The sequence below is a fragment of the Thermogemmatispora sp. genome (assembly GCF_019683755.1).
Taxonomy (GTDB): Bacteria; Chloroflexota; Ktedonobacteria; order Ktedonobacterales; family Ktedonobacteraceae; genus Thermogemmatispora.
Genome location: NZ_JADGHT010000138.1, coordinates 1 through 11,478, shown reverse-complemented (window position 1 = coordinate 11,478; position 11,478 = coordinate 1). Strand labels below are relative to the sequence as shown.

Genomic DNA, 11,478 nt, shown 5'->3' with positions numbered 1-11,478 from the left:
GTCTAGGCCTGTATTCCACGTGCTCTCTCCTGTGATAAAAGGCTCTTTCTAGTAATAGATGGTACGAGTGCGATGATACGGTCGCATATTGGGTAAGCGCTGACTGAGCAGCCAGAGCTGCTGATCGATCTCGATGGCCTTCAGAGACAAACCGCGGGCGACCAGCGCCTGGCGCAACAACTCGCAGGCCCAGACCGTCGTTGCACGGATCTCGATCTCTTCCTCGCTCCCGGCAGGAATCGGCTCCTGCTGGTCGATCTGTTCTGCCAACGAGGGATGATACTCCAGCACTCCGAAGTGGCGGAGCACCTGGGGCAGCTTATAGTCAGCAAAGATCGTTAGCTGTTCAAGGTCCGAGAAAGCGCCCCAGCTCTGGCCCCGGAAGAGCGCATGAAGATCTGCGACGCAGATCTGAGCTCGCTTCAAAAAGCGGACCTCGCGCTGGCGATAGAGGGCCACATCGCGGAAGGAAGGAAAAGCCTCGGCCAGCAACTGTACCAAGCGCACCGCGCTGCCTCCCGCCTGGGCAATAGCCTGAGAAAACTGCCCATTGAAGCGCTCCAGAAGCACGCGTCCGACTTCATGAACGTTGGCCAAACGCTCCTCGAAGAGCGGAATCTCTACCCCGTCTTCGCTACGAAAGATCAGGGCCAGCTCTTCCCGGCTCATGTCGCGCAGATAAGTGGCATCCCAAACGGGTCGGCCCTCGGCCACAGCCCGTGTCAAGGCTGCGGCCTCTGCCCAATAGCCACTCAGGTGCTCTCCCTGATAAGTGATGCTCCAGCGTGGCTGTCCTTTCTCCGGCCAAAAACAGAAATTAAGGGCATCGAGCAAGAGAATCCAGTTAACACTGCGCTCACTGCCATCAAAGAAATGATAACGTTCGTAACCTGCTGGCAGCACAGAGGTGGTGGAGAGCACCGGGGCAGCCCCTGCCCCAGGGCCAAGTGCCGAGCCGATCAACTCGGGCCAACGCTCGCTGAGGGCCTGAAGCTGCTCGTGATTAATCCAGACATGTTCACCCTCCTCAACCACACGGCGCGTGCTGCTAAGGACCCCCAGCGGGTCCGCACCAGCAGGCGGGAGCTGTTCCTCTTGGTCCAGGCTTTGATTCCAATGGTCCATCTGCTTCCAGAGTCTGCCTATGGTCCTGCGCTTTCCAACGCTGGCCCGTTGAGGATAGGCCTCAATGACGTGACTATGGATGCCTGCTTTCTCCCAGGCAGTAGCGCTGACAAGCGCTTGCTCGAAGCGGCTCGGCAGCCGGCGCCTGATCTTTAGGCGAGTGGTCCAGCCGGGTGCCCGCGGCCTCTCTTGAGAGGCCTTCGCCTGGCTGCCCTGCCGCTCGCAGCGGACGGGCCGGCGTGCAAGCGAGATCCGCTCTGCTCAGAGTCACTTGATGCTGCAGTCCCCCTCATCCTCGCTGAAGCCTGAGAGTGCGAGCTGCGATCTCTCCCCGATTCTAACGGCAAGGCCTCCATTCGTCAATTGCGTTGGGACCTTATGCTGCCGCTTCGCATTCGCTTTCTCCCCTCGCCCACTTGTTCATAGATACATCTAAATATATATATTATATGCTCTTGCATTTCATTTAGATATGTGGTATGCTCTCACGCAGAGCATGCAAAGGCATGCTCTCACGAGAAGTCTCTCTAAACTGAAGAGAGGGAAGGAGAGTACTGTGGAAGAACAGCAGTTGTGTTACCTCGTCCATCGCCTCTACAGCGATGAAGAATTTCGTCTTGCATGTTTTAATGATTTAAAGGGTGTAGCTGCATCAGAGCACATTGAGCCTCTCGTATTGAATGTGCTTGAGAAGCTTATCCCGCATCTAGCTCTGGGGACTTCCTTGGGGCCGCCTATGTGGTGGTGGCATCCCTGATGCATGAGTGGGAAGCGAGGCAACAGCGTAGAGGGAGAGTGAGTTACGAGGGAGCGAGGTGAGTCGGGCAGTATGAACGAAGACAGGCGGACTACGGTCAGGGAAGAGGTCTTGCGTGAGGCGCTGATGTTTCTCAGCGACTGGCTGGAGCGTTTCCTGCTGGAGGCTCCGGCGCCGCTGCGTGAGGATCTAGCTCTGGCTCTACATCAGGAGGGCAAGCTACTCACCTGGAGGGCAGCCGGGCTAGACGGCGGCCTGCTGGGGCAGGGTCCAGGTGGGCTGCGGGTAGGGAGGTGGCCCTTGCTTACCTTCCTGATCGCATTGGCCTTGCGCCCCGAAGAGAAGCCGGACTACGCCGCTGGGGCGGCCTTAGCGGTCGAATGCCTGGTCTGTGCCATCGATATCTTTGACGATCTGATCGACGATGATCAGACTCCATTGCTACAGACCATTGGTGAGGCCCGAGCCATCAACGTGGCGGCTGCCCTGTTGACTCTCGCGCAGCGGGCTATTCTCGCCCCCTCTGCCAGCGTCAGACCGCCGGCCGCCGAGCCGCCTGTCCTCTTGGCTGAGCTGCAAGCAGCCACTCTAGCCTGTCTGGCTGGCCAGCAACAGGACCTACTTGCTGAGGCGCTACCGTTCGCTGCCTGCAGCCGTGAGGAGTGTCTGGCCCTAGCGGCTGCAAAGGCTGGCTCTCTTATGCGGCTGGCCTGCCGTCTCGGTGCCCTGGCTGCTGGCGCTTCTCCCTCCCTCTGTGATCAATTCTCCCGTCTGGGGGAGCTGTTGGGGATCGCGGGCCAGCTTGATAACGACTGTCATGATCTCCATGCCATGCTGACCTGCCCTCCGACGCTCTCCCGGCCAAAGTCAGACCTTCGCCGTGGCAAAAAGACACTTCCGCTGGTGCTCGCTGCTGCCAGTGGCTGCTCGCCAGATGCCCTACTTGCCTTGCAGCAGGGGAGTCCCATACCTACCGCGCTCTCCGCCCGGCTTGCTGAGGCTATCACCGCTGCCTGGAGCATCTCCCTGCTCTACCGCGAGCGCGCTCGTCTCTGCCTGCAAGCGATTGAGGCGTGCCAGCCTCTTCCGCCCGAATTACTCCACATATTGGGCTTATGAGTGAGAGGATCTCAGCTATTCGAGCAAGAGGGAGGATATGTCGAGGACAACACGCTCGTTCCCAAGAGTGGGGCGTCTGGTGGCGATCCTGGTACTGGCCCTGGCCTATATTGTACTTCTGGGAAGTGACGCCTGGGTCTTTTTCCCGCGCAGCGCCTCTCATCTTGCCTATCTGCCCTATGCTTTGCTCCAGTTTGGCGTCTCGGCCCTGGCTGCCCTGCTCTTTTTGGCGGTCGCTGCTTTGGTCTGGCTCTATGCTTATCGCCGAGGGGTGGCGCTGCTCCTGCTCTGTTTCTGCGCTTGTATGATGATAACCTTTCTGGTGCAGACGGGGGCCGCAGTTGGCGATATGCTCCTCTCAGTCATTGGTGGCGTGAGCAGCGCGCTTTCGCTCCTCCTCTTCACCACCCTGCTCTTGCTCTTTCCTCAGAATATGCTGGCTCCTCCGCCCTTCGTAACTGCTTCCGCCCGGGTCTGCTGTTCATTTGGACATCTTCTACGTTTGCTTGTGCTCTCGTTCTTGGCTCCAGCCTACCTTGGGCTAGTAGTAGTGTTGAGCTTACTTGTCACCTGTCATCTGGCCTTCTATGACTGGGGAACCAGCCCCCGCCTGGCCTGGCTGAATTTCGTTGACTATACCTACTATCTCCTGACCCTGACTGGGATTCTGACCTCGATTGCTCATCTCTATCGGCGGACGGCCACACTACGCGAACAGCAGCAGCGCCGTCTCTTTATGGGCGCTGTCATTCTGGCCTTTGCCCCCTTTCTGCTCTTGAATGTCCTGCCCTGGTGGTTGCATATCCCGCTGCGCGTTGATCCGCGCTTCAGTACCCTCCCGCTGGCCCTCTTACCGCCGTTACTAGGCTATTCGATCTTGCGCTATCAGATTCTGGTCTTGGATCGCTATATTCGGCGTGTGGTGGCCTGGATTGTTGGCCTGGTCTGTCTGGTCATGCTGGCCTACACCGTAGCGGTCCTCTCTCTGATCCTTCCTCTACCGGATCTGCCGGCGCGGACACTGTTGACGGTTGCTCTTATGGCTGTGCTGGCTCCGCTGACCTGGTGGCTGGCGCGCATTCTCACAGAGCGTCTCTTCTTTAGCGAGATGTACCATTATCGGCGTTTGCTGGAGGCTCCTCACCCTTTGGAGAGCGAAGGCGCCACGCTTGATGAGGTGGCGCAGGTGCTGAGTGCGGCGGCCATGAATGTCTTTGAGACACGCGAGGTCTGCCTCTTTGTCCTCGATGATGAGAGTGGCTACTATCGTCTTTGCCCGCCGCTATCCTATGCCGAACCTGCCGATGAGGTTCGTCTACGCCTGCTTCGCTGGCTACTGCCAACAGAGCCGGAGGAGGCCCTCAGTGAGGAGAGCTGGCTGATGCTCACGCCACCGCTGGTCGAGCGCTTAATGCAGGCTCGCTCTCCGCTGCGCCTGAGCGAGTTGCAGCACTCCTTAGGAGCCAATCCCATTGGCCTGGCGCGCTACCTTCAGACCGCTGTCACTCGTCAAGAGCTCGATCCTTTGTTGGTCCCGGTGCGGGCCCAGGGACGCCTGATCGCCGTCTTGGTCCTGGGCGAGCGCGGTGATCATCAGCCCTATGCTGGCCCCGATTTCGAGGCCATTGAGCTGATGCTGGCGCGCTTTACACCGCTGCTGGAAACAGCTCGTCTCTCAGCGCGGGCCAGTCGCCATGCCGCTATGCTCAATGCGCTCTACAGTGTGAATGCGCTGCCAATGAGCGCCATTGAGACCATCGAAGACGTGGCGGTCAACTATGCAGAGGTGGCCGCCCGTGCTGGCTCCGCCGGGGCGGAGGTCTGGCTCTATGACGAGCAGGAGGCCTGCTTGCGCCGCGTTGCGTATCTGCCTGGAGGTCCTCCCCTCTCCGCCGCCCAGCAGCTTAGCTCCCTCCAAGAGGAGGACTGGCGTCCCTGGTTCTATGAGGGGTATGATATGGGGCTGGGGCCAGGACCTGCTCGCGACCACGCTCTCTCTCCTCATATTCCTCCTTGCTTACCTCAAACTCCTCCTTTCCCTTTTGCCTGGCTCCCTCTCAAACGTGCTCAGCGTTATCTTGGTGTACTGGTGCTAACCTACGCGCGCGCTCATGTCTTCTCCTGTGAGGAGAAGCATATGCTGGAAATGTTCTCTTCTCAATGCGCTACTATGTTGGAGAATGCCAAAATTACCTTGGAGCTGCGCGCCGCTTATGAGCAGCAGAAAGAACTCGACCGCTTGAAGGATCAGTTCATTATGACTGCCTCCCATGAGCTACGCACTCCGTTGACCGCAGTGCTCGGTTATATCGAGCTACTAAAGGAGTATCATATGCATCTTTCTCCAGAAGTACGTGACGATTTTATCGCGCGGGCACACCGAGGCTGTGATGAGCTGGTCCTGTTAGTGAGCAACATTATGGATGCCAGCCGTGTCCATATGGATGCCGAGCGCCTGAAACTGGAGACTGTCGAGCTGCGCAGATCGGTTGAGCATGTGGTGGATATTCTGGATGCCCTTAGCAAGCGCGAGAGACATACCTTGCGTGTTCAGGTGCCAGCAGGCGTCTACGTACTAGCTGATGAGCTGCGCCTGCGCCAGGTCCTTCTCAATCTCCTCAGCAATGCCCTCAAGTATTCTCCGGCGGGCACAGACGTTGAGATCTTTTGTCAGGTCGAGGAACGCTGGGTGACGATCTCGGTGCGCGACTACGGTCTGGGGGTGCCGCGCGAGGCTCAAAAGCATCTCTTTGAGCGCTTTGTGCGTCTTGATCGCGATATGAATAGTCCAGTGCGAGGAGCGGGACTTGGGCTGTACATCAGCGAGCAGCTCGTGAAAGCGATGGGAGGGAAAATCTGGGTAGAGAGCAGCGGTGTACCAGGCGAAGGTAGCACCTTTTCGTTCACCTTGCAGCATGTTCCAACTTCGCTGCCCAGGTGCGAGACGCCACACAGTGTGCGCCGTGAACTGGCCCGTTGAGCTGGTCCACTGGGCAGCAGGCCAGGCGCTGCGGTCAACAATGGCGGCAGGCGACCCTCATCGGACGATCAGGAGGAGAGGCAACGTGTTCACGGGAGGTAGTACCTGAATAGCTCCGCCGCAGCGTCTCTTATGAGAAAAGAGCCTGTGGGAGAAATCTTCCACTCGCCAGGGACCCTCATGCGGAATTCTATGAGCAAGAAGGAGCGCTATCCTCATGGACCCACTACGCCGAGCAGCTTCGTACACGATCACGCCGCGTCAGCTAGAGGTGCTGACCTATCTGGCTCAGCGGGATCACTGGTCAGTGAGCGAGGTAGCCGCTCTGCTGGGTGTCAGTTCAGCGGCAGCCACCAAAGTCTTGACTCGTTTAGAGCGCAAAGGTTTGGTCACGCGAACTCATAATGTCCTCGATCGCCGCTGTGCAGATATCACCATCACACGCGCTGCACGTGCCTTATTGCAAGCGGAGGCTACGGACTCTCATCCGTAGCCTGGTCTGCCGGAGCTGATGGTGGGGCCGATGGCGGAATCGGCTCCGGCGTGGCGGCTGCCGCTGACTCGCCAGCGGTAGACAGGGGAGGACGCTCTGAATTCTCCATTGTCCTGGGGGCCTCTGCAGCCTTGGCCGGGCTAGCCGCCTTGAGATAGCCGCGCTCCTGAGCATAACGCCAGAGAGATTTTTGTAACTGGCGACGGGCCCGCGAGATGCGACTCATAACCGTCCCAATAGGGATCTGCAGCGCCTCGGCAATCTCCTTATAGGAAAGGCCCTCGATGTCGGCCAGAATCACTGGCATGCGGAAGTTCAGCGGCAGTTCCATGAGGGCATTGTAGACATCCTCATCCAGGTAGCGCTGGAGTACCTCTTCCTCGGCGCCGGCGGTGACTTCATTGCCACCTAGATCTTTGATGCGATTGTACAGATAAAACTCTTCTCCCTCGGGCAGCGAGGCGGTCGCCGGGTGGGTTGACTGGCGGCGGTAGTGATTGATTGCCGTCGTGTTCAGGATACGGAACAGCCAGGCTCGGAGGTTGGTGCCAGGATGGTAGGTATGGGCGAAGCGAAAGGCTTTGAGCATGGTTTCCTGTACCAGATCCTCGGCCTCTTGGGGATTATTGGTCATCCGTAGTGCCGTGCGATAGAGGCTGTCAAGCTGGGCCAGGACACCTGCCGTGAAGTCCTCTCGGGGGAGCGCTGGCCTCGGCCTGGCTGCATCGCTTCCGGTATTCGCTGGAGTATTGACAGAAGTGATAGGCTGTTCAGACATGCAAATCTCCCTCTATCCTCTCTCAACCGGACGACCACAGTTGCGTTGTCTCGCGGCTGCGATGGAGTGTGCGCCAGGGACAGGAACACGATCAGTCTGCAACAGCAGCAAAGCAGACCACCGCTGGTGCTGTCCCTCAGGGGCTGCTCCGTGCAGAGATCTCGTACATAGCCTGTAGCTGCGTTGATCGCGGCGACAGCCCTACGAGGCCCCTTTTCCAAGCAGAACCCGCCTGTCGAGTATATTCCCCTGCACGGAACCGCAGCATACGATACCTCACTGGACAATAGGCTGCTTTTAGTATAGCTGATAGATCGCTGCTCAAACTAGTCCTTTGTGATAGAGCAAGAGCCCAGGACGGCCCACTCACTGCTGGCGTGCTTGCCTTGGCTTGCCCTGCCTGCTACCCTGCCCTATCCTCTTCCCCTATCTCTCTCCTTTCTTCCTTGCTTGCTCATCTGGCGGGAAACTGTCGAGGGGACCAGATTGGAGCTGCGACCGAGATTTTTCTCTGTCCTGTGGAGAACATACCAGAAAAGGGCAGCCCGGTCAACCGTTTTGGCCTTGCTGCTGGCTGTGGCCCAGGCCCAGGGCGCTATCGTCTGAAGGTGAGCTACCGCAGGCAGGAGCCCAGGAAAGCAAGGAAGCAATTCCCTGGGGAATGAAAATCCCCTTGCCCTCTGTTAAAATGAACAGATAAGAAAACCAGCCTCGATACTTCAGGAGAGAGAGCGAGTGAACAACCATGAATTGCGTTGAAGCGATAGCTCGTCTCCATCTGTATATTGACCGGGAACTCAGCGCCGAGGAGATTATCACGGTCCAGCAGCATCTGGCTTGCTGCTCGCAGTGTGAGAGCCGCTTTCGCTTTGATGAGCGTCTCAGAAGGCTGATTCATGAACGCTGTACCATTGAGCGTGCCCCTGCTCATCTACGCGAAGCTGTGATGCGCATTGCGCAGACACCCCCTGGTGAGCCGTTGGAACTTGATCCCGAGCTTGAGATGGAGCTGAAAGCAGATATCGCTCTGGAAGACTTTTTTGAGTGAGCAGGCTGGCTCGTTGGCTCGCTGATCAAGCAGCGAGTTAGACAGACTAAGCCCTGCAGACAGCCGCGCTATTCCGTCCCCCCCCGTCTTACGCTCTAGATATCTGGCCTGTCTGTCGGCGCTCACCCAAGATGGTGCGTGCCCCCTGATGGGTGCGCTCTTAGAGAACCTGGCCCCTAACGCGGGATAAGTAAGCCGGCGCGGAGACAGTCGCGATCCCCTACCTACCCGCTCGCTCATGAAGAAGAGGAGGAAGGAGTAGTCTCCTCACCGGCTTCATCTTCTTTCCCTTAGTAGAGCTGGACCCTCATGAGAATGGCAGCGCCTGATATGGGCAGAGCAAAGCGGAGCTCTGTGACAGATGCTTTCAGCGCTCAGAGGCTCAGACCCCAGTTAAAATAATGATTGAGGGCGGGCAGCAAGTTAAAGAAGATGGCCAGGCCGGCTAAGACCATAATGATCCCTGTAGCCACTTCGATCTTGCCCAGATGTGGCTTGAGGAGCTTGAGCGCTACGCTGACTTGGTTAAGGCCCAACCCGAGCAACAAGAAAGGGAGGCCCAGACCCAATGAGTAACTGAGCAGCAGCAGAACGCCCTGGCGCAAGGTCGCGGCATCGGCAGCCAAACCGAGAATGCTGCCTAAAATCAGCCCGACGCAGGGAGTCCAGCCGATAGCAAAGACCAGCCCGATGATGAACGAAGCCAGCGGGCCGGGACGCGTTGGGCGAAACTCAAAGCGTTTCTGCCGCGAGAGCAGCGGAAGTTGAAACAGACCCGTGAGATGAAGACCAATAATGACAAGGAGAACGCCGCCGATCTCACGCAGCAGGAGCTGATTGGCTCTCAGGAAGGCCCCGAGCGCGCTGGCCGTTGCTCCTAGGGCTACGAATGCGCCAGTGAAGCCTAACACAAAGAGCGCGGCATGAAAGAAGGTCGTCAGACGTGCCGCCAGACTACCTCCCTCGCGAGTTGCCTGATAGACACTCTCGCCCACCAACTGCGCCAGGTAGATAGGCACGAGAGGCAAGACGCAAGGCGAGAGAAAGGAAGCAAGTCCCGCCAGAAAGGCGACACCAATACTCACTTGCGATCCCATAGAACGTCTTCTCCTCAAGCGACAAAGCACTCGATGGGTGGCGATCGTCGAACGATCGCTGGTAGTATAGCGAAGAAAGCGCCTGTCTGCAAGGCGACGCTGACTACGTCAGCTCTAGAGCTAGAGCGAGCCACAGAGCGGGTCAGACCTCGCTAACCGCTGCGGGCATAGCCATCGCCGGATGGCATGGCGGGGCCAGGCTCTGGCCCTCCTCCTCTGCCTGTTCCCGAGCGTCCAAGCAAGCGCTGAAGCTGTTGCCAGAGACCAGCCTTTTCCGATGGATCGGCGGCCATCGGCAGATCTGGGTCACTCATTCCTCTCCCAAATTCGGGGCTGGAAGCGGTCGCGCCCGCCGTCATAAGAGTTCCTGATCCTCCACGAGGCTGCTCCGGCAGCGAGGCATAGCCGGGGGTGGGCGTGAGGCGCCGTTCACTGGCGGTGCCTCGCTCTGATGGCTCAGGCCGCTCTGGGGGCTGCTCAGGGGAGGGCTGAGCAGCCGAGCGCTGGGCTCGCCACTCATGGAATGAAGGACGTGACTCTGCCAGGCGTGGTCGGCGCGGCGGTTGCACGACGAAGGCGCGTGGGTTCGTTGGAGGCAGAGGAGAGAGTGGCCCTCCGCTTGGGAGCGGTGGTAGTTCCTCAGCCTTCAGATTCAAGGCGCGCAGCTCTTGTGCCATCTGACGTGCCTGTTCATAGCGGTGAGTCCGGTCGCGCGCCAGGGCTTTCAAGATAATCTGCTCCAGGCCCGGCGCTAGCTGGGGGTTGAGCCAGGATGGCGGGCGAAGCTGACCACTGGTGATCGCCTGGGTCACTTCTGGCAGGGTGCGCCCAGTGAAAGGACGCTGTCCCGTCACCATCTCGTAGAGAACCACGCCGAGCGCATAGATATCGCTGCGATTATCTAATGGCTGCCCCCAGATCTGTTCTGGGGAGGCGTAATAGATACTGCCCACCAATGTCCGCGCCACGGTAATGCGCTGCAGCCCTGGAGCACGCGCCAGCCCGAAATCCATCACCTTGATCTTCCCCCAACGATCCAGCATCAGGTTTTCTGGCTTGATATCGCGGTGAATGACATTTCGCTCGCTGTAGGCACAGTCGAGCGCATCGGCAATCTGGGCCGCGTACTCGGCTGCCAGATGCTGGGGGATCTGTCCATCCAAGCGGAGCAAGCTTCCCAAAGTTGGCCCTTGCACGTACTCCATCACAAAATAGAGTACGCCCTTTTGCTCACCCGCATCGTAGATCTGCACAATGTTGGGATGGTTCAGCCCAGCGATAATGCGGGCCTCGCGGATAAAGCGCGCAACGTAAGACGTGTCTTTGGCCAGGGCATGAGGCAGAATCTTAATGGCGACATCGCGGCCAAGCGCGAATTGCTTGCCGCGGTACACCATCCCCATCGAACCGCGCCCTATTTCTTCTTCCAACAGGTAGCCACCCAGACTCTGTCCTGCCAGTTCATTCATGTGCGTGAACGCACCGACTCTCTTCCAACCGGGGCAGTCTCATGGCAGCTCAGCGCGAAGCCATGCGACAGCGCCCAAGGTCGGGCGGGAGGCCGGTGCCCCCTCCATTTCTGCGTTCCTGCAATGACCGGTCTCTCTCTGGTTACCAGTCTGGTCCTGGTGATCGCCCAGGGACGAGAGAGACGCAACCAGTGCGACCTATGGCCAGACGGCAAGTCAGAGAAGAAAAGAACCTGGCCCACCAGCCTTGAGAGAAACGCCCGCCGACTGGACCCAGCCGGCGACGGGCATCTCTCTGCCAGAGCATGGCGGTGGTACCGACATAATTATTTACGTTCTTCAACGGGAATGCATCTACAGCGAGGCGAAGAGCTGCCCCAAAAGTCATGTCCTCTCTGTTTGGTTGTGTAACAACAGAATTGTTTCTATTCACCTATCTTTCTTCTTGTCTCAAGGGAGAGGCTCGACGATGGGGCAGCACGGGCGCACGCTGGGGTAGAGAAGAGACGGGGGCAGGACAGGTTCGGGGATGGTTGTGCTCATGCCGATAGCCTCGAGGGGCCTGTTCCTCTCCTGTCCTGCCCTGTCCTGTCCTGTCCTGTCCTGTCCTGC

The 11,478-nt window shown here is 58.6% G+C and carries 9 protein-coding genes; 5 read left to right on the top strand and 4 right to left on the bottom strand.

Annotated elements, in window-relative coordinates; genetic code table 11:
* Positions 1-48: 48 nt before the first annotated feature.
* Positions 49-1,125, bottom strand: coding sequence for a queuosine salvage family protein (locus IRZ24_RS10710; protein WP_297163753.1), 1,077 nt, complete (start codon positions 1,123-1,125; stop codon positions 49-51).
* Between the two features lie 556 nt (positions 1,126-1,681).
* Between IRZ24_RS10710 and IRZ24_RS10705 the strand changes: the two genes are divergently transcribed.
* The 4 genes from IRZ24_RS10705 (at position 1,682) to IRZ24_RS10690 (ending at position 6,474) form a co-directional block, all read left to right on the top strand.
* Positions 1,682-1,882 carry a hypothetical protein gene (locus IRZ24_RS10705; protein ID WP_297163750.1) on the top strand — a complete coding sequence of 67 codons (201 nt, stop codon included), beginning with the start codon at positions 1,682-1,684 and terminating at the stop codon, positions 1,880-1,882.
* A gap of 72 nt (positions 1,883-1,954) precedes the next feature.
* On the top strand, positions 1,955-3,001 hold the full coding sequence (locus tag IRZ24_RS10700; RefSeq protein WP_297163748.1) for a polyprenyl synthetase family protein: 1,047 nt from the start codon (positions 1,955-1,957) through the stop codon (positions 2,999-3,001).
* Between the two features lie 37 nt (positions 3,002-3,038).
* Positions 3,039-5,981 (top strand): HAMP domain-containing sensor histidine kinase, encoded by a 2,943-nt coding sequence (locus tag IRZ24_RS10695; RefSeq protein ID WP_297163745.1) that lies wholly within the window; start codon positions 3,039-3,041, stop codon positions 5,979-5,981.
* 217 nt (positions 5,982-6,198) lie between these two features.
* Positions 6,199-6,474, top strand: coding sequence for a MarR family transcriptional regulator (locus tag IRZ24_RS10690; protein ID WP_297163741.1), 276 nt, complete (start codon positions 6,199-6,201; stop codon positions 6,472-6,474).
* On the opposite strand, the gene IRZ24_RS10685 is transcribed toward IRZ24_RS10690, so the two are convergent.
* Positions 6,455-7,252, bottom strand: a complete 798-nt coding sequence (locus tag IRZ24_RS10685; protein ID WP_297163740.1) for a sigma-70 family RNA polymerase sigma factor — start codon at positions 7,250-7,252, stop codon at positions 6,455-6,457. The two genes, IRZ24_RS10690 and IRZ24_RS10685, sit on opposite strands and share 20 nt — an antisense overlap.
* A gap of 745 nt (positions 7,253-7,997) precedes the next feature.
* Between IRZ24_RS10685 and IRZ24_RS10680 the strand changes: the two genes are divergently transcribed.
* Complete coding sequence (locus IRZ24_RS10680; protein WP_297163738.1) at positions 7,998-8,300, top strand: zf-HC2 domain-containing protein; 303 nt, start codon at positions 7,998-8,000, stop codon at positions 8,298-8,300.
* A 374-nt stretch (positions 8,301-8,674) separates the two neighbouring features.
* Here IRZ24_RS10680 and IRZ24_RS10675 read toward each other — a convergent pair whose 3' ends face one another.
* Both IRZ24_RS10675 and IRZ24_RS10670 read right to left on the bottom strand, forming a co-directional pair.
* The gene (locus tag IRZ24_RS10675; RefSeq protein ID WP_297163735.1) at positions 8,675-9,397 is read right to left on the bottom strand and encodes a cytochrome c biogenesis CcdA family protein; all 723 of its coding nucleotides are present in this window, start codon (positions 9,395-9,397) and stop codon (positions 8,675-8,677) included.
* Between the two features lie 152 nt (positions 9,398-9,549).
* On the bottom strand, positions 9,550-10,866 hold the full coding sequence (locus IRZ24_RS10670) for a serine/threonine-protein kinase (RefSeq protein WP_297163734.1): 1,317 nt from the start codon (positions 10,864-10,866) through the stop codon (positions 9,550-9,552).
* Positions 10,867-11,478 lie beyond the last annotated feature (612 nt).

Coding starts and splice junctions, on each gene's coding strand:
- IRZ24_RS10710 (WP_297163753.1), bottom strand. CDS start 1,125: ATGGACCATTGGAATCAAAGCCTGGACCAAGAGGAACAGCTCCCGCCT.
- IRZ24_RS10690 (WP_297163741.1), top strand. CDS start 6,199: ATGGACCCACTACGCCGAGCAGCTTCGTACACGATCACGCCGCGTCAG.
- IRZ24_RS10700 (WP_297163748.1), top strand. CDS start 1,955: ATGAACGAAGACAGGCGGACTACGGTCAGGGAAGAGGTCTTGCGTGAG.
- IRZ24_RS10675 (WP_297163735.1), bottom strand. CDS start 9,397: ATGGGATCGCAAGTGAGTATTGGTGTCGCCTTTCTGGCGGGACTTGCT.
- IRZ24_RS10680 (WP_297163738.1), top strand. CDS start 7,998: ATGAATTGCGTTGAAGCGATAGCTCGTCTCCATCTGTATATTGACCGG.
- IRZ24_RS10670 (WP_297163734.1), bottom strand. CDS start 10,866: ATGAATGAACTGGCAGGACAGAGTCTGGGTGGCTACCTGTTGGAAGAA.
- IRZ24_RS10685 (WP_297163740.1), bottom strand. CDS start 7,252: ATGTCTGAACAGCCTATCACTTCTGTCAATACTCCAGCGAATACCGGA.
- IRZ24_RS10695 (WP_297163745.1), top strand. CDS start 3,039: ATGTCGAGGACAACACGCTCGTTCCCAAGAGTGGGGCGTCTGGTGGCG.